This window comes from Pseudomonas sp. ML2-2023-3, assembly GCF_037055275.1.
Taxonomy (GTDB): domain Bacteria; phylum Pseudomonadota; class Gammaproteobacteria; order Pseudomonadales; family Pseudomonadaceae; genus Aquipseudomonas.
Genome location: NZ_CP146343.1, coordinates 1,373,376 through 1,392,271, shown reverse-complemented (window position 1 = coordinate 1,392,271; position 18,896 = coordinate 1,373,376). Strand labels below are relative to the sequence as shown.

12 protein-coding genes are annotated in these 18,896 nt (G+C 52.2%); 6 read left to right on the top strand and 6 right to left on the bottom strand.

Annotated elements, in window-relative coordinates:
- Positions 1-61: 61 nt before the first annotated feature.
- The 5 genes from V6P94_RS06415 to V6P94_RS06395 all read left to right on the top strand — a co-directional run bounded on the left by V6P94_RS06415 (position 62) and on the right by V6P94_RS06395 (position 10,266).
- Positions 62-1,318, top strand: coding sequence for a TolC family protein (locus V6P94_RS06415; protein ID WP_010655494.1), 1,257 nt, complete (start codon positions 62-64; stop codon positions 1,316-1,318).
- Positions 1,315-2,799, top strand: a complete 1,485-nt coding sequence (locus V6P94_RS06410; RefSeq protein ID WP_010655493.1) for an efflux RND transporter periplasmic adaptor subunit — start codon at positions 1,315-1,317, stop codon at positions 2,797-2,799. Before V6P94_RS06415 ends, V6P94_RS06410 begins: the two co-directional genes overlap by 4 nt.
- Entirely contained in the window at positions 2,796-5,933 is a 3,138-nt protein-coding gene (locus V6P94_RS06405) for an efflux RND transporter permease subunit (RefSeq protein WP_326425203.1), read from the top strand. The genes V6P94_RS06410 and V6P94_RS06405 overlap by 4 nt, the downstream gene beginning before the upstream one ends.
- 410 nt (positions 5,934-6,343) lie before the next feature.
- Complete coding sequence (locus V6P94_RS06400; RefSeq protein ID WP_326425200.1) at positions 6,344-8,482, top strand: AAA family ATPase; 2,139 nt, start codon at positions 6,344-6,346, stop codon at positions 8,480-8,482.
- On the top strand, positions 8,482-10,266 hold the full coding sequence (locus tag V6P94_RS06395) for a UvrD-helicase domain-containing protein (protein ID WP_010655490.1): 1,785 nt from the start codon (positions 8,482-8,484) through the stop codon (positions 10,264-10,266). Before V6P94_RS06400 ends, V6P94_RS06395 begins: the two co-directional genes overlap by 1 nt.
- Positions 10,267-10,363: 97 nt before the next feature.
- Here the strand turns inward: V6P94_RS06395 and V6P94_RS06390 are convergent, their stop codons facing one another.
- A complete protein-coding gene (locus V6P94_RS06390; protein ID WP_010655489.1) occupies positions 10,364-11,758 on the bottom strand; it encodes a DEAD/DEAH box helicase in 1,395 nt (464 codons plus the stop codon).
- Entirely contained in the window at positions 11,755-12,354 is a 600-nt protein-coding gene (locus tag V6P94_RS06385; protein ID WP_029612172.1) for a hypothetical protein, read from the bottom strand. Before V6P94_RS06385 ends, V6P94_RS06390 begins: the two co-directional genes overlap by 4 nt.
- Before the next feature lie 100 nt (positions 12,355-12,454).
- On the opposite strand from V6P94_RS06385, the gene V6P94_RS06380 reads away from it, so the two are divergent.
- Positions 12,455-12,670 (top strand): helix-turn-helix domain-containing protein, encoded by a 216-nt coding sequence (locus tag V6P94_RS06380; RefSeq protein WP_010655487.1) that lies wholly within the window; start codon positions 12,455-12,457, stop codon positions 12,668-12,670.
- Positions 12,671-12,900: 230 nt separating this feature from the next.
- Here V6P94_RS06380 and V6P94_RS06375 read toward each other — a convergent pair whose 3' ends face one another.
- Genes V6P94_RS06375 through V6P94_RS06360 form a run of 4 tightly spaced genes read right to left on the bottom strand, consistent with a single transcriptional unit; the run spans position 12,901 to position 18,788 of the window.
- The gene (locus tag V6P94_RS06375; RefSeq protein ID WP_010655486.1) at positions 12,901-13,338 is read right to left on the bottom strand and encodes a hypothetical protein; all 438 of its coding nucleotides are present in this window, start codon (positions 13,336-13,338) and stop codon (positions 12,901-12,903) included.
- Positions 13,335-15,401, bottom strand: a complete 2,067-nt coding sequence (locus V6P94_RS06370) for an integrase (protein ID WP_326425195.1) — start codon at positions 15,399-15,401, stop codon at positions 13,335-13,337. Before V6P94_RS06370 ends, V6P94_RS06375 begins: the two co-directional genes overlap by 4 nt.
- The gene (locus V6P94_RS06365) at positions 15,398-17,326 is read right to left on the bottom strand and encodes a hypothetical protein (RefSeq protein ID WP_010655484.1); all 1,929 of its coding nucleotides are present in this window, start codon (positions 17,324-17,326) and stop codon (positions 15,398-15,400) included. The genes V6P94_RS06370 and V6P94_RS06365 overlap by 4 nt, the downstream gene beginning before the upstream one ends.
- Positions 17,319-18,788, bottom strand: a complete 1,470-nt coding sequence (locus V6P94_RS06360) for a site-specific integrase (protein WP_019824165.1) — start codon at positions 18,786-18,788, stop codon at positions 17,319-17,321. The genes V6P94_RS06365 and V6P94_RS06360 overlap by 8 nt, the downstream gene beginning before the upstream one ends.
- Positions 18,789-18,896 lie beyond the last annotated feature (108 nt).

Below are 18,896 nucleotides of genomic sequence, written 5' to 3'. Positions count from 1 at the left end.
ATGCAAGAGCTGAGCGCATGTCTTTTGATGCGTGCAGTGGATGATCACAGGAATCCTAAACATGAACTCAAAGTGCTATTGCATAGGCTGGTCCCTCGTGGCCGGTCTGGCGGTAAGCGTTCTGGCATTGCCGAGCTTGGCGGGTGGATTGACGCTTGATGAAGCGTTGCGGCTGGCCGAAAACAATGCACCGTCGCTGACCGCACAAGACGCCAAAATTCAGGCTGCCAGCAGCGCAGCCATTCCAGCGGGGGAGTTGCCTGACCCCAAACTGCTGCTGGGTGTGCAGAACTATCCTGTTGGCGGCCCGGATCGCTGGAGCATCGACCAAGACTTCATGACAATGCAAATGGTTGGAGTCAGGCAAGAAATGCCCAACAGCGACAAGCGCAAGGCGCGCATTGAGGTCGCCGATGCGGCCGTTGAACGCGCCGCGGCGCAGCGGCGGGTCGAACGTCTGAACGTACGCCAATCCACGGCGTTGGCCTGGATCAGTAGCTACTCGGTTGAGCGCAAAGATGCACTGTTCCAGGACTTCTACAAAGAGAACCGCCTGCTGAGCAATACCGTCCTGGCTCAGATTGCCGGTGGCCGGGCTCAACCCGCCGATGCGGTAACACCCAAGCAAGAAGCGGCTCGACTAGCGGAGCAACAGGACGATCTGATTCAGCAGCGAAGGCAGGCCCGAGCTGCCCTCAAGCGTTGGATTGGCCCCGCTGCCAACGACGAGCTTGTGGGCCGCTTGCCTGAATGGTCCGTCGATACCTCCGGTTACTCCCATAACCTGCAGCACCATCCCGAGCTGGCAGCGTTTGCCCCGATGACCCGAGAAGCGCAAGCCAAGGTTCGTGAAGCCGTGTCGGAGAAACAGTCAGACTGGAGCTGGGAGCTGGATTACCAGCACCGTGGCCGAGCGTTTGGGGATATGGTCAGTGTGCAGCTTTCCTGGGATCTGCCGCTGTTTCCTGGCTCTCGCCAAAATCCCAAAATCGCAGCCAAGCAGGCTGAACTCAGCCAGCTTGAGGCCGAGCGTGAAGCCCTGTCACGCGAGCACACTCAGGAACTGGAAAACCAACTGGCTGACTATGAGCGTCTGAATCGTGCGGTGCACCGAAACCAGGACAGTCTGTTGCCTCTGGCCAAGGAAAAGGTCGAACTCAGCATGGCCAGTTATCGTGCCGGAAAAGGCGATTTAAATGCCGTTGTTGCGGCCCGGCGTGAGCTCATCGAAGCGCGTCTCAAACAGATTGAGGTGGAAGAGCAGCGGGCGCTGACCAGTGCGCGCCTGTACTTTGCCTATGGGGAGCCCAGCCAGTGATCCTTAAAAAGTGGAATGGGGCATTGTTGGTAGGCATCTCGCTGACATTGGGTGTTGCCGGTGGTTACTGGTTCGCTCAGCAGCGGATGAACGGAGTATCCAGTACTGCCCAGGAGAGGGGTGTCAGCCCGTCGGGTGAACGCAAGGCTCTGTATTGGTACGACCCCATGTACCCGCAGCAAAAGTTTGATAACCCCGGAAAGTCCCCCTTTATGGACATGCAGTTGGTGCCTCAATACGCCAGCAGCGAAGGGGATCGTGCGGTCGTCAGTATCGATCCAAGCCTGACCCAGAACCTCGGTTTGCGTTTTGCGACGGTCACCCGGGGAGTCTTTGATTCCAGCCTAGATGTGGCAGGTGTCTTGGCGTTCAACGAGCGTGATGTCGCGGTGATTCAGGCCCGTACCGCCGGCTTTGTGGAGCGGGTCTATGCCCTTGCTCCAGGGGATGTGCTCAAAGCCAATGCCGCCCTGGCGGATATTCTGGTGCCGGAATGGGCCGCGGCTCAGACAGAGTTTCTGGCCCTGAGGCGTAACGGGGATGCCGATCTGTTGGTTGCGGCCCGTCAGCGCCTGCGACTCACAGGGATGCCCGCAGCACTGATTACTCAGGTTGAACGTAGCGGTAAGGTTCAACCGTATCTGACCCTGACCAGTCCCATCGCCGGTGTGCTGCAAGAGCTGAACGTACGCGCGGGCATGACCGTGGCGACGGGCGAGACTCTGGCACGGGTCAATGGCTTGAGCAGTATATGGCTAGCCGTGGCTGTTCCAGAATCCGATGCCGGGGCCATCACTGTGGGGCAGGCGGTCGAAGCGCGTCTGCCAGCCTTCCCGGGGACAACGTTCAGAGGCAAGGTCAGCGCGATTTTGCCCGAGACCAATCCGGACAGCCGCACTCTTCGGGTGCGGGTGGAACTACCCAACCCGGACGAGCACCTCAGGCCCGGTTTGACGGCGCAGGTGCGCCTGAGTCATTCGACCGGGGAAAGTGTGTTGTGGGTGCCGAGTGAAGCAGTCATTCGCACTGGCCGACGCGCCCTGGTGATGCTCGCTGAAGACGCCGGTCGCTATCGCCCGGTGGAGGTGCAACTCGGGCAGGAAAGCGATGGCAAGACGGCGATTGTGAAAGGTCTGACAGAAGGACAGAAAGTGGTTACGTCTGGCCAGTTCCTGCTCGACTCGGAAGCCAGTCTTAAAGGCATTGTTGCCAGCGCTGAGGAAGATTCACCACTCGGCGCAACAGCCTCCAGTTTTCATGAGGCCGATGGGCAGATTGTTGAGATCAACGACAAAGACGTGACGCTCGCCCATGGTCCTTTCAAGACGCTGGGCATGCCCGGCATGACGATGACTTTTCCTCTCGCCAGTCCGGCGCTGATGCAGGGCCTCAAGGCGGGGGACAAGGTTCGGATCGCGGTGAGCCAAACTGACGATGGTTTGCGTGTCGAGCGCCTGGACAAATCGGGGAGCCAGCCATGATTGCTGCACTGATTCGTTGGTCGGTGGCCAACCGGTTTCTGGTGCTACTGGCTACGCTGTTCGTCACTGCTTGGGGCATCTGGTCGGTACAGAGCACACCGATCGATGCGTTGCCGGATCTCTCAGATGTGCAAGTGATCATCCGCACCCCTTATCCGGGACAAGCGCCGCAGATTGTCGAGAACCAGGTGACCTATCCGCTGGCCACCACCATGCTCTCAGTGCCGGGAGCCAAGACGGTACGTGGTTATTCCTTCTTCGGTGACAGCTTCGTTTACGTGCTGTTCGAAGACGGCACGGACTTGTACTGGGCCCGCTCGCGAGTGCTGGAGTACCTGAGTCAGATACAAAACCGATTGCCGGCCAGTGCAAAACCTGCGTTGGGGCCGGATGCAACGGGAGTGGGCTGGATCTATCAGTACGCACTGGTGGATCGCACGGGTGGGCACGACTTGGCACAGCTGCGCGCACTTCAGGACTGGTTCCTCAAGTTCGAACTCAAGACCCTGCCCAATGTTGCTGAAGTGGCTACGGTGGGAGGCATGGTCAAGCAGTACCAGGTGCAGCTTGACCCGCTCAAGTTGGCCAGTCTGGGCATCACACAGGCGGAGGTGACCGAGGCTATCGGCAAGGCCAACCAGGAGACGGGCGGCGCCGTGATGGAGATGGCCGAGACTGAGTACATGGTGCGAGCTTCCGGCTACCTGAAGACGCTCAATGACTTTCGGGCCATCCCGCTAAAACTGGGGGCGGCCGGAGTGCCGGTCACCCTTGGCGATGTCGCCACCATCCAATTGGGCCCGGAAATGCGACGTGGCATCACCGAACTCGACGGCGAAGGCGAGACCGTTGGTGGTGTGGTGATTTTGCGCAACGGCAAGAACGCCCGCGAGACCATTGCGGCGGTCAAGACCAAACTCGACGAACTGAAATCCAGTTTGCCGGCCGGCGTTGAAATCGTCACCACCTACGACCGCAGCAAGCTGATCGATCGCGCGGTGGAAAATCTCAGCCACAAGCTCATCGAAGAGTTCATCGTCGTCGCGCTGGTCTGCGGGATCTTCCTCTGGCACTTGCGCTCATCCCTAGTGGCGATCATTTCGCTGCCGGTGGGCGTGTTGATTGCCTTCATCGTCATGCGCTACCAAGGCATCAACGCCAACATCATGTCCTTGGGCGGGATTGCCATCGCCATCGGCGCTATGGTCGATGCCGCCGTGGTGATGATCGAGAACGCCCACAAGAAGATAGAGGCTTGGCACGCTGCCAACCCTGGGGAGGAACTGAACGGCGAGCGTCATTGGCACGTGATGACCGAAGCGGCTGCGGAGGTAGGCCCGGCACTGTTCTTCTGCTTGTTGATCATCACCCTGTCGTTCATTCCGGTATTTACCCTTGAGGCCCAGGAAGGGCGGCTGTTCGGCCCGTTGGCTTTCACCAAGACCTACGCCATGGCGGCAGCGGCGGGACTGTCAGTGACGTTGGTGCCAGTGCTGATGGGTTACTGGATTCGAGGTCGAATTCCCAATGAACAACAGAACCCGTTGAACCGGTGGTTGATTCGACTCTATCAGCCAGCCCTGGATGCGGTACTGCGTCGTCCCAAGATCACGCTAGTGGTGGCGCTCTTGGTATTTTGCAGTGCACTATGGCCAATGTCTCGCCTGGGGGGCGAGTTTCTTCCACCGCTGGACGAAGGCGATCTGCTCTACATGCCTTCTGCTCTTCCGGGGTTGTCGGCACACAAAGCCGCGCAGCTGCTGCAGCAGACCGACCGCCTGATCAAGACCGTGCCTGAAGTCGAACACGTTTTCGGTAAAGCAGGGCGTGCCGAAACCGCAACCGATCCTGCCCCTCTGGAGATGTTTGAAACCACCATTCAGTTCAAACCACGCGAGCAATGGCGCCAAGGTATGACACCTGAAAAACTGGTGGAAGAATTGGATCGAGTGGTGCGAGTTCCGGGGCTGACCAATATCTGGATACCGCCGATTCGCAACCGTATCGACATGCTGGCTACGGGGATCAAGAGCCCCATCGGTGTGAAGGTTGCCGGCACCAATCTGATGGAAATTGATACGGTCACTCAGACGGTCGAGCGCGTGGCCAAGGGGGTACCTGGTGTCAGCTCGGCTCTGGCGGAGCGACTGACCGGTGGCCGGTATATCGATGTGGATATAGACCGCAAGGCCGCCGCCCGCTACGGCCTGAATATCGCCGATGTGCAATCCATCGTGGCCGGTGCTATCGGTGGAGAGAACGTTGGGGAGACCATTGAGGGGTTGGCACGGTTTCCAATCAACGTGCGTTACCCACGGGAGTGGCGTGACTCGCTCGGTGCTTTGGAGCAATTACCTATCTACACCCCGTTAGGCAGCCAGATCACCCTGGGTACTGTGGCGAAGATTAAGGTCAGCGACGGCCCGCCGATGCTCAAGAGCGAAAATGCTCGGCCTTCGGGCTGGGTTTATATCGACGTGCGGGGCCGGGACATTGCCTCAGTCGTCGCCGATCTGCGCCGGGTCGTCAGTGAACAGGTCAAGTTGCAGCCAGGTATGAGCCTGAGCTACTCGGGGCAGTTCGAATTTCTCGAAAGGGCCAACGCCCGACTAAAACTAGTTGTGCCTGCCACGTTGTTGATCATTTTCGTGCTGCTCTACATGACTTTCGCCCGCTTCGATGAGGCCTTTTTGGTCATGGCCACTCTGCCATTCGCCCTCACGGGCGGGGCATGGTTCCTCTATCTATTGGGGTACAACCTGTCGGTCGCAACCGGGGTCGGCTTTATCGCGCTGGCCGGAATTTCGGCCGAATTCGGTGTGATCATGCTGCTCTACCTCAAGAACGCTTGGGTCGAACGTGTAGACCTCGGCGACAACACGGAAGTTGGGCTGGTGGCGGCGATCCGTGAAGGAGCTGTACAGCGCGTTCGCCCCAAGGCCATGACCGTGTCCGTCATCATTGCCGGCCTGTTGCCCATTCTGTTGGGCAGCGGAACCGGTAGTGAAGTGATGAGTCGCATCGCCGCGCCAATGGTCGGCGGGATGGTCACTGCTCCCTTGCTTTCCCTGTTTGTCATACCGGCAGCCTACAGCTTAATGCGCCGTCGGAACCTCTCGGGTTGTACCCACTAAGCCTTAAGGAAAAAACCTTATGAAACTGCCCCTGATAATGCCCCTATTTTTGATACTCGCCTGAAATAGAGATCAAGCTACTAGGGCCAACTTCTGTTAGGGGGGGAATGCCTCCGAGGGCCATGTTCGATCGCTCGTGATTGTATGTCCAAATCCAAACTGGCGATCTGTACTCCAGCACTCGACCGGGGCTCGAAAGAAGAGTTCTAAAACTCGTGAGTCTTGCATCACATTTGCCTCGTTAACATCTGAGGTTGAGCCATGAGATCAAGCTATTGCGGAACAGCGCAATCCCTGCGCCTGTTGGTGGGCGCCTGTGAGCGGTTTCTGTGGGAATACGATGCTCCCTCACGCTACCATCGTTCACAAACAGACAAGACTGTTCATGAGCGTTGGCGCTCTGGAGAATTATGCACATTTCCAAAATGACTTTGGTGAACTACCGAAACTTCAGCAACACAACGCTAAAGTTTCAGCGGGGCGTCAACACCATCATCGGCGAAAATGGCTCAGGTAAGTCCAATATCCTGCGCGCAATCCGTCTACTATTGGATGACACCATGGTGCGTGCAGCCTATCGACTGGAGGAGTCCGACTTCTGCCGATCGCTCGGTGAATGGCGAGGTCACTGGATCATTATCAGTGTTGAGTTTGAACAGATCAGCGCCGACGAAGCCGTTCAGGCGCTATTTCTTCACGGCACCGCTGCGCTAGAAGACGGACCGCTAGCGAAGGCAACCTATAACCTCATCTTCCGTCCGAAAAAGGAGATCCGGCTCAAGCTGGCTGCTCTAGATATTTTTGATGATGAGGTGCTCGCGGAAATACGCAGTACCATCACGATCGATGACTACGAAACTGTGTTCACGGGAAGAAGCAGCGCCGACTTCAGCGACCCTTCCGTCTACCAGTCGATTGTGGGTAATTTCGAAACGTGTACTTTCAGTGCTGAAACTGAATTCCCTCAGATCGGGGCTAAAGTACCTGGATTCCTCTCGGTTACGAAAGAAGTGTCACTGACCTTCATACAAGCCCTCCGGGACGTCGTTGCCGAGTTTCACAACAACCGAACGAACCCGTTGTTTGCGCTACTCAAGAGTAAGAGTGGGGAGATAGATCCAGTGTCGATGCTTCCTATAACCCAAATGGTCAGAGACCTGAATGCCTCTATCGAAGGACTCGAAGATGTGCAGTCGGTTCGTAACCACATTCGCGAAACGATCAAAGATGCGGCCGGAGAAACCTACTCGCCTGCTTCGCTTTCGATTAAATCTGACCTACCAGATGAGGCAGAAAAATTATTTCAGTCCCTGCGCCTTTTTGTAGGCGAGGCCGATGATGGGTATGAGGGTGGTATTCACGAGCTGAGCTTGGGCGGAGCAAACCTCATCTACCTGACGCTGAAGCTTCTTGAGTTCAAGTATCAGCGTGAGAAGCTTGCCATTGCCAACTTTCTACTGATCGAGGAGCCCGAAGCGCACATTCACACCCATATCCAGAAGACTCTGTTCGACCGTATTTCCTACAGCGATGCCCAGATTATCTACACAACGCATTCGACCCACATCTCCGAAGTGAGCAATGTCACTAACGTCAACATTCTGGGGCGGCAAGGCTCATATTGCGAGGCTTACCAACCCGCTACGGGGCTTGAGCCATCAGAGGTGAGAAGCATCCAGAGATATCTGGATGCTGTCCGCAGTAATTTGCTCTTCGCTAAAAGCGTACTACTCGTTGAAGGCGATGCGGAGGAGATACTGATCCCGATATTGGTGAAAAAGGTGCTTGGGCTGAGCGTTGATGAGTTGGGTATTAGTGTCATCAACATACGCAGCACGGGGTTCAAAAACGTCGCAGTCCTTTTTCACGACCTCCGAATCCGCAAGCGCTGTGCGATAGTTACTGACCTTGATACCACCTTCTTTGATGTGACGCCGCAGCCCACTGATCATGAGTTTCTGGCAAGCAAGAAACGCAAGGCGATAGGTTCCCAAAAAGCTGGCGTCGAACGCAAGGTTGGTCTCGATGCCTTTGTCGCTGGAAACCCTTGGATCTCGGCCTTCTATGCACCACACACCTTTGAAGTTGACCTCGTATCAGCGGGCAACGAAGAGGCGTTCGCTCGAGCAGCGAGCAAGGTCTATATAGCGCCGCACACTATCAAAGAGGCGGTGGAAGCCCTTCGATCGGGTCAACCTCACCTAGTAGGTTTTCGTGCGCTGTTGATGGCTGAGTATGAGGGGAAAGGCTGGTTTGCAATCATGCTCGCCGAAGAGCTGGACCATCAGGTAGCGATCCCTCCCTACATCTTGCAGGCCCTTCAATTCGCGCATGGGCACATGTCCCCTCTGCTGCTCGCCAGAATCCTACAGTATCGAGTTGCCCGCCAAATCCATGCCGATCCTTCAGCACAGCCACGACTAACACTCCTGAGGGGTGAGGTTGAGCGTTTCCAACGCGGCGAAATCGATCTGGTTTTCCTAAAAGCTGCTGTCGCCCTCGCGCTACCAGGCGATGCCATTAATTCGTTCATGGTTGGCATTGCCTGATGTTCGCCTGGGATTCCCGTGAATTGAACGCCGAGCAGTCTGCCGCAATCGAGGAGCCTTCGAGCGTATTCCTCATCGCATGCCCTGGGAGCGGAAAAACGCGGACGTTGACCTATAAGATCGCTTATGAGCTTTCGCGGGCCACGGACAAGCGGATTGTCGTGGCGATTACTTATACGCACCGCGCAGCAGATGAAATTCAGGAGCGCATTGAAGGTCTCGGTGTTGACACGTCAAAGCTGTGGATCGGGACCATTCACTCATTTTGCCTCGAGTGGATCATTAAGCCATATGGCATCTACCTTCCAGAGCTTTCCCGCGGCTATCGAGTCCTAGACAGACACGACCGCGAACTCATGCTCGATAGGCTATGCGCGCCCTACCCAAAGATCACGCACTGGGATTGCGATTATTACTTCAGCAAAACGGGCTATCACCTAGGATGCAAAGATGCTTGGAAGCATGAAACGCTACATAAAATTCTTGGTGAGTATTTTCGCGAGCTCGGCGAAGCGCGTCAGATCGATTTCGAGCTGATCCTTTGGTATGCGCAGGTCCTGATGAGTGATCAAAAGCATATTGCATCAATTCTCGCTTCGGTCTTCTCATATGTTCTGGTAGACGAGTATCAGGACACGAAACAAATTCAATATGGCCTTCTTACCGCTATTTTGCGTGCCGGAGCGGGGCGAACGAAGACCTTCATCGTAGGCGATCCAAACCAAGCTATCTACGGCTCGCTTGGTGGCTACGCAGTTCCGGTGGCTGATTTTCGTGCCGAAGCTGGAATCCCGATAAGAGAAATGGCGCTTACCCGGAATTACCGTTCGAGTAATAGGATCATTTCCCACTTCTCGAATTTCAGCGTTTATCCGACATCAATCGAGAGCGCGGGATCGGATGCGTCGTTTCCAAGCAAGGTTTCGTACAACCAGCACGTAACACTCACCAATTTGCATGACGAGCTAGTACGACTGATCCAAGCAAGCCTTGCTGCCGGGCATCCTCCTGAGGAGATCTGCGTGCTCGCCCCATGGTGGATTTTATTGGCATCGACGACGCGGCATCTAGTAAGGATGCTTCCGGATCAGCAGTTTGACGGCCCTGGTCTAGTCCCCTTTAGTAACGATATAGACAACTTCTGGTTCAAGGTTTCGAAAATCATCCTGACTGAGTCATCGCCGAAGATGCTTGTTCGTCGCATGCGATGGGCCAGAGATGTGATCAGCGACCTGGGTGATTTGGGCGTTGATACATCGCGCCTGACACAGCGGCTCCTATTGAGGGAATGCAACTCAATTTCAATCTCCGAAATGGATGGGATTGCCTACCTTGACCAAGCCTTCACCGCGCTGCTTGAACGACTCGGGGTAGCCCTTCATAGCTTCCCCGCATTAATGGAGCACCGCGATGCGTTCTTTCGCAGCTCACTATCTCGGATCGACAGGCTCCAAAAGGACGGGGCCCCGTACATCAACGATATCTCTTTCTTCAGGAAGGTATTTCGCGAGCGGACTGGTATCACCGTTTCGACGATCCACGGGGTAAAAGGTGCCGAGTACGATGTGGTCATCGCGTTCGGCCTTCTTCAGGGGATGGTGCCTCATTTCACCGAGGCAGCAAGCCTGGATGCCGCGAACAAGCTCCTCTACGTCGTAGGTTCCCGTGCCCGCAAGAATCTACATTTGATTTCTGAGAGCGGACGCCCCCAAGGGCACTATGGGCACTATGCGGCTACAGAGGCACTGTTCACATGTGTCTTTGACTACGACGCAGCCGAGTAGAATCCAGCCTAGGGGGGAGGCCCATCGAAAATACGCCTCGCCCCGGCACATTGCTGTGCCAAAAGACTAGATTGGTAAGGCATGGTGGCCCCTTGCGTTAGCAAACTCGAAGCAGTTGTGTCCGGTAATGCTGAGAGAAGTTGAGCTCGTAGGTTCGGCCAACATCGTAGCTATAGATCTCATCCGGCAACTGTTGGCTTTCGCGCTCAAAGCACTCGCCTTGGAACGGCGTCACAGGGTGACAGTTGTACTGGTCAGCCGAGTTCTCAACTGGGCTAGCGGCGACCTCCTCTGAGACACCCTGAAGATAGTTCAGCACCGCGACGTCGCGGGGAAGATCGTCTGCAACCCGCTCAGAAAACTGCTGCAGCGAAGGCTCGGCCAAGACGTACAGCCAGGCCTCTGTGTCATTACTAGCGGAACGACGCAGAATCCGGCCCAAGACCTGTCTGTAATAAAGCTCAGTCCTGATCCTGCTTAGGTGACAGCACACTTGAAGCCTCGGAATGTCAGTACCCTCACTAATCATTCCAACAGCCACAATCCACGGCCGATTGCTGTGCCTGAAATCGTTGATCACTCGCTGAGCATTTGGGGTTTTATTTGTGACTACATCGCAGCTCTCACCTTCAAGTCGGAGCATCGCTGCGACTTGGTGAGCGTGTTCGATATTTGTTGCCACCACAAGCCCGCCAGCGTCCGGTTTCACGTTACGAATTTCCTTGAGCTTCCGGCACCCTAATAGCAAAAGCTGTCTCAGGACATCTTCGTGGAACAGCAGGCTTTCATAGGTAACTGGCGAGTCTGTAAGCAAGCTAGCGATGTTGGGGAAAACAGTAACCGTATTATCACTCTCAATGGCCTCTGTGAGTCTGACCATTGTATTGTCCAAAATAACTATTCGCGGTGATCGGCATACCTCGTCCGAGATCGCCTCTTCAAGACCGTAACGGTAGTCACAAATAAGGTTGCCTTCTGGAGTCGAGTAGCGCGCCAGGACTATCGCCTTTTGGTCGGACCTCCAAGGCGTGCCAGAAAGCGCTAGCGTGTACGCAGCCCTGTCCTGGACGCGCTGAATTATACGCTGCCCCCAAGCATTGCTTAAGAGTGCATCGTGGCCAGCGCAATGATGAATTTCGTCAAACACAGCGAACACACGATAATCATCGAACAGCTTCCAAAAGGTCTCATCCCGGTATTCCATCCCTTGGTAGGTGCACACAGCGCCGACGGCGCCAATCAGCCCATCGAGTCGTCTCGACAGCACATCAGAAAAAGTACGCCGGAAGCCTTCAACCACTTGGCGTGATGGAGCAAAACACAAAACCAGGTCAATTCTGCCCTGATCCAGCAGCGCTTTTGCAAGTTCAGCCGCCATCCTGGTCTTACCGGCCCCGGGAGTGGCCTGACAGAAAAAATGGGGCGTCTCAAGGTATTGAGCCAACGCCGTGTTTTTGCATTGATCCTGCCATGTGCGAAGTCCCATGCTCATACCGCGGTCACAGCCTTGAGTGTCGTCTCTAGCGCGCGGAGATGACCCAACAGGCGGGAGCAGCGGTCTCGAACCTCGTAATAAGCGTTTTCAAGAAGCCCTTTCAAATGGGGGATTTCCTCAAAGAGCTGCTTGTAACGTTCTGTTTCTCCCATTGAGGAAAGAAGGTCTAGGCGAGTCTCCTTCAGCATTTCCTCTAAGCGGCTATGGGCTACCGCCGGATCAGCGATTGGCAAAATTGGATCTGATGGATCAATTGTATTGTCACTTGCGTGATGCCCCCCCACAACTGGGTCTGAGATGTCTGCACATCGGAAGCGAGATGCAACCAGCATGAGGTCTATGCCAGGAGGCTTGCTTAAGACTTGATAGACTTGGCCACGCTTACGAAGCATAGGCGCCTTGGCCACCCATCCGGCACGCACCAGCCGCCGGATCTGCTCATACACGTAGATCCGAACTGCAGCGAGTTTCGGGCTTCCTTCCATAGTCAGCACGTAGGCATCCCGGAGCTGCCGGATCGTGAAACTTTGATGGTGTTCATGGCAGAGGAGGTCATACAGCTGCCTGTCAAACTCGAATGAATCATGTTTCATGCAGGGAACCAAGCTTTCGCAGACAAAATACGGATTATAGTCCGTGGCTGATTCGTCCGTAAACGCCCGATAGTCCTGCCTCGAGTGAATTGAGGCAGCTATGAGCGATTTGGCGAAGGCGTTAGGGAAAAAAGTGAGGGAAGCAAGGAAGGCAAAAGGCATATCCCAAGATGGGCTTGCACTTGTATGCAAAGTTGATCGCAGCTATATGGGCCGGATTGAGCGGGGCGAGGCAAACATTACGGTAGAGAAGCTCTATCAGATTGCGGAGAGTCTAGGGTGTGATCCCAGATGCTTGTTACCTGACAGCCGATAACATGGGACCGGCACACCTCTTAGATACGCCATCGAGCAAATCTGGCAATCTATCCCAGGTGGAAATCGCTGAAATTTTGAACTACCATAATAGATAAAGATGAGGATACAACGGCGATTAATCACGACATCGATCATTTATCCTTACTACTCTATTATCAGATACCTAGTAAAAATGGCCAGAGGCTAAGAAAAGCGCGTTACTAATCTCAACCCCAGCCAACTTGAACATCAGCGATTGGTAGTACCTCTTTTAGGACCTCCCAGCGCCACGATTCGGCCGGACTTGGATTGCTCTAATACCCTCATACGCTCCCAAAGTTTAAGATTTTGAGCCAGAGCCCGATCACGCTGATACGAGGTTTCAATAAGCTGCTGCTCAAGATTCTGTACCTTTTTTTTCAATGACTGCAGCGTACTCTCACTTGATGACGTTTTAGTTTTAGACGCACTCATGCGTAAAGCATCAATTCTCGCCAGTAGCGGAAGATGAGCGGCGCGTGAGCGCTTAAGATATCCTCTATCATACCCCGCCTCTTCGCTAACTATACTTGCCGTAAGCTTACTTAAAGACAACCCTACAAATCTGGATTTTACGGGTTGCGCCGCAATCAATCGATCCAACGCCTCAAAACAAAGTAATAAACCGCTTTGGGGTTCTTTACTCATACTAGTTCTACCCCAACCCGCTCAGTGGTCTTTAGACGCAAAAAGTCGGATAGTCTTTCAATTTCTTTCTCTACTATCTGCCGCTCGCCAGAAGCCTGTGGATACATCAACAATTCGGAACGACTATCCGATATCACGACTTCAATCCTTTCTAACTTTATCACCGCACTCTCGCACGTTAGGCAACTCAAAAAATCGCCGAGCAAAAAAGAATTGCAGCGACCAAACTTAGTGCATCCACCCAAGAGCGTCTCGCGAAAGCTTATGTCACCGTTCTTGACTCTGCGCTGAGTATCCGCTCGAAGTTCCTCTACACTAATTTCACCACTGAGAACTCTTCCACGCTGCTTTTCCACATAAGTTCCGACTCCGCCAAACTGAGGGGCATCAGAATGCAGAAGGTCTGCGATTAATTGATTAGCAACTGACATTGGTATAGCCATCTGATAATCATATGCAATGTGGTTTTTCGGCAAGACAAACTCTCCTCTACCTTGATCATAGTACCCGAACATCGTGCGCAACTTATTAAACCCGTTAGCGTAATATCGGGCCATTGCTAAAGACAAATGTTTAAACTGAGATCTGAGCGTTGGAAGAGAGACGAAGCCGCTACTACTGCCATAAAACGCTAGCGAGCGTCTATATTGATGTCCAGTCAGCGGCCATGGCTGACCAACTTGGTAAGCAGGTTCATTCCAAAAGTCACGAGACTGATCGGTTAATGAGAGCTCAGCTAAATCCTCAGCGGTAATAAGCATCGAAGATAAGCCAGCAAGCTGGGTCTTTTCTGATACAAAGTTAGCAACTGCTACTTTTTTCGCCCCTCTTATAAATCCGATCACCGAAGGACTAAGAAACAGTGGGCATTCATCACCAACGTCTATTCCATATAAGGTCGCCAACCCTCTGCAAATGGCCTGTGCGCCTTCCACAGCCCTTGTGACTTCCTTGGGGGCAAGCCACCTTCCTTCCATTTTATATCCAGAATACTTGGTCGTCGTAGACAGTACGCTCACGCATTGCCCAAGATCGGTACTGATACGCTTCGGGTCTTGAAACGGAGTACGATACGATACCTCACTTATACAATTATATGACATGCGCATGACTTCCTGCTCCCGCATGCCGGTATACAACTGGATTACAGTTTTCATAACATACTGAAGTTTCAAAATGATTCTTTGAAATACCAACCGAGATTGACACTCAAATTCCCCCTTGAACAAATCGTGCAAACCATGCTCCTTGATAGCCATGTGCAAATCTGGACGATAGTGTCTTTTCCCACCTAAGCCCCTTGATTTCTGTGTACCTCTCCCAATGCCGTAATGTTCATCGGAGAATTTACAAATCAATGTATCGAGCTCTTTAATATTCGGATAAATCTGATCGAGCAAAGCGCCGGTAACGTTTATAATCTGAAGGTAAAATCTTGTGGGAATAACGGGGTGTTGTTTATTCTTCGGCCGGACGATTTTAAGAGCTTGAGGATTAACAACTTCATAACCCAGATGCCGCGCCCCGACACCTATCATTTGACTTAGAAATGCAGATGTAACTTTGTGATAGGACGGGTTCAATTCGCGCAAGAATGCAGCAAGATAAACTGGAATAGTAAACAACTCGCCCAGTGTGATAATCCCTACCATGGGTTTAGCGCGCTGAGCATAGCAAAACCGCAGCGCTCCCCGCAGCACATGCACCCAATACAAACCAAGAGTAGTAGCGCTCAAAGCCCCGGTCCGTCCACCTCCGCCGTAATAAATCAATGAGTACATTATATATTTCGCCTCATCTATTAAGCGCAATTCGTGTTCGCCTTCGCCCTTGAAAACCTTGGCAAAATTTACCTTGCATATATGAACCGCCGACAGCCTGTACGGATTAAAATCCCAAATATTATTTCCATACACGGCGGTGGCCAGGCCGTCACCATCTCGACATAAAACAAAACAATTACTTGGTGCCTTACCGCTTGCGCATGCAACATCAGGCTTGTTCTTCATATCCAAGCCTTTGGCTGCGTATAATATGCCCGAGGATGAAAACTTCTTATTCAAAAAACAACTCCTAGCCTTTCAAAGCGACTCAAGCGCGTTTCCCAAAAAGGGGTTAATACACCATAGACATGCACAGTAGTTCTTACTTTTTCAACAATCTTCGCAACCGAATCGCCGCGTTCCGCAAGAGCGTTAAGGATATAATCAATCCTTGCAGACAAATCCGAGTATAGTAATTCAGCATGCTCCATATCTGGCGCAGAACGACGTACAGCATTTACTACGTACTGCAAACTCATCAATTTATTTATGTCAGTCTCATCTGAGTGACACACATAGTGAACACAAAACAAGCATCCGTGCTGGGTTTGGCAGTCCGGTAGTATGGAAATACTCGACGCAAATTGAGGTGCTGGCGAAGCAGCGCCGAATTGTTCGCATTGGCCGCTGGCGATAGGTATCAGCTGATCCGCCTTCTCGGATTGTTCTTTAATTGATGCAGCAGCCGTTTGAACAGCCTCCCAGTATTTGGAAAGCTCTGACTTTTGATGCTCGAGGGTACCTCCAGAATACCGACCTAGGTTCATAGTCTCTGTATGATTCAGAGAATTCGCTACTGTAGATACGGAAAACCCCCCCATATGCTGGGTGACGCTCTTATGTCTTCGCATCTCCCTCACTGTAAGGATTGGAATACTAGGATCTATAAACCCCGCATGAAGGGTACGATAGAACGTCTGTAGCGCATCGCTAGTTGGAAAATCCCTCAAAGCGTCAAGCTCTTTGTAGGATGGATTACGCAGTTCAGAGACCGTAAAAAAAAGCTTATCGTAGCTCCGACCGTCTAGCAACCACTCCCGCAATTTGAGATAGTCCTGGAGAATAGACAGCCCATTTTTTCTACCAACATTATAATTTGTAACTTTCCCACCTGCCCTAAACTTCACCGCCGACAATTCTTTTTTTAACGGCGATTTATTAACTTGCAGGGCATCCGCGTATAAAAACTGAGAAAATTCCGTAGGGGTAGCCCCGGTAATTAAGAGCAGAAGGCACGCATACGCCTTGACTGCCAAGGATGCAATGCGAAGACGCTGCCGAGATCGTTCATCGCGGTTATTTCTGCTCAAGGTTTTTTGAGCATCCATTATGCCGTGCTTAAGGATCCTGTCTTTTACTTCAATGTTTTTCTCAAGCAATTTAGCCTTATATTCATCGAGCGTAGCGATACGCCGCTCCGCGGCATTATAAACGTCTATAGGAGGTCTATACGGGCTCGAAACGCCTACTACAGAGTGAAAAACAACCACTTCATAATCGCGAATATTTACCACGCATGGGAAAGGTCGTTTGTTCAACACGAACTCACTGCATTGTCGAGCCAGAGCGAGACATACATCTCTATAAAAGTGGATATGATCGTCACTAGGAGCAACAGGTTGTGTCACTCCCGAAATTTTTGTGACTCCCGATACGACATGTCGGTAGGTCTGGGGAAATGCTGCTTTAATAACGGAACAAGCACCTTCTTGGTAATGTGCAGCAGTACGCGGCTTAAGCCCACCAGTATGAAGCCTATGTATAAGGTGAGCCGTGTATCCAACATACGCTCTTTGCGCTTCCTCCTCGCTTTCGAACAGCCTCACAAAGCCTTCTCTATTCAGCCATCGAATGAATAGCCGTATGCGTACGAAGTTTTGGAGCACGCTTTCTTCACGAAGAGTAAACAAGCTCTGTATGATTGCAAGAATGAGTTCCCGGCGAGATTCAACAAAAGATGAAAGAACAACATACTCGCCACGATCCTCGTGCACATTCAAATCTGCCCGAGTATCAGCATACGCAAAACTTCCAAAATCTAAGCCTTTTTTCTTGACCGACCTTGTCAATCTAACTAGAAGCCTCTCAGGCTCAGAAAAATCTTCCAGAAACGCTGACGGTGGGATGTGAATTAAGTCTGCACGCTGCACGTAATCCTCATGCATTGGACAGGCCTCCGCCTGATATTTCGTACGCACCTTCAAACAACCTATACTCCCAAAACTCCTGTACGAGCACTTTCTCATGCGTCATTGTAAAGAGCTTTAAGTAGTTCTCCGTAGTCTCTCTTGCCTCATGATGCATTCTGGATTGTATGAAATCGATGATATCCCCCGACGGCAACAACTCTTTAGATACGAGAGCTTTCAGCCTTTGATATAAAATATAGGCGTATGTTGCTCTCAGCCAGTGGCAGGTAAAATCGCAAGGAAAGTTTTTAATATCAAGACGTCTTATTTTGCGTCGAATCGTATCTGCGACCTGCCCGGACTGAGGCGATTTCACTAGGGTATACCGGGGATCATCCTTAGCCATGTAATAGCTATTACCCTGATCAGATAAAAATACGTACATTTCATCGCCTGTCATTTGCACCTGTGGAAATTCTTTTGCCAACTTTGCTTGAAATTTTTTCTGTCGGGCAAGCATCAACGGGCTAGCAATTAACCTGCATAATTCTTCGGCGAGCGGCCTAGGAAAATAGAGGTCTTGCAGCTTGTTATTTTTCGTGTCGATTCCGGTTCCTGGCCCGGCAAAAAGTTTATAAGTATTATCTTTTTGCAGAAATTCAGGGCGAAATCTTTTCAGGTGCCGAAGCCGCAATGTCAAAACTGTTTGTTTTCTTGCCCCAGTAAGAAGAGAAACATGCACAATAAGCCGCTCTACAGCAGACCAAACTTCACCATCACTCAGAGATAGCATCAAGACCTGAAGTTCAGAATTATGCAGAGGCCGCAAATCCTCGCCATCCTCTCTTATGTATCCAATTTGCGGCATCGCCCTGCGTGGCACCTTTTTTGTCTGCCCTCTTTTCCTTACCTCGAATGACTTGGTACCTGTTGACGTCTCCACCATCATTTTGACGTACTTGACCGTATCAACCTTATTCATATCTAATGGATGCCAGTTCTCGCTGACATATTGATAAAAACCGTATACCGCCCCGGTATATTGATTGATTACAGAATTACTTCTCTTACCTTCCGTTATCAGCCTATGAAAGTAACGGGTAGTTGGGTGCATGGACATCCTAGTACCCGAGAAGTCGAGCCATTCTTGTTCATTGTCTTCGCAAAACCTCAAATAATCTAACAACTTACTTGCTAGCTTTCTTATCCCATCGGTGCGGCTAACCCTAACTGGGCTATCACGAATCACACTCAGCACGTATGAGTTTGCCTCATGCCAAGGGTCTCCGTTGGCATGAAACAAAAATGGAAGGTGGTATAGCTCTGAATTTCCCGGTTCGCAGATCGAGTTGAACTCATAAACGACAAGTGATTGGTCTGCGGTCAGAGGCTCCGCGCGGGCGCCAGCGGCTTCAAGCGTTGACACGTTTGAAAAGGGATCGGAAATACGCGCAATCGTGGTCAGGCGACTTCGATGAGAGGGGTTGCTGTATGGCATAGCTCACCTGTGGATGTTGGAAAATCCACCTTAGCGAGTACGCGTTTTCGATTCACCTCAACTCAGTGCAGTTACTTCCTCGTCCAGAGCTCAAGCAACCTGGGACAG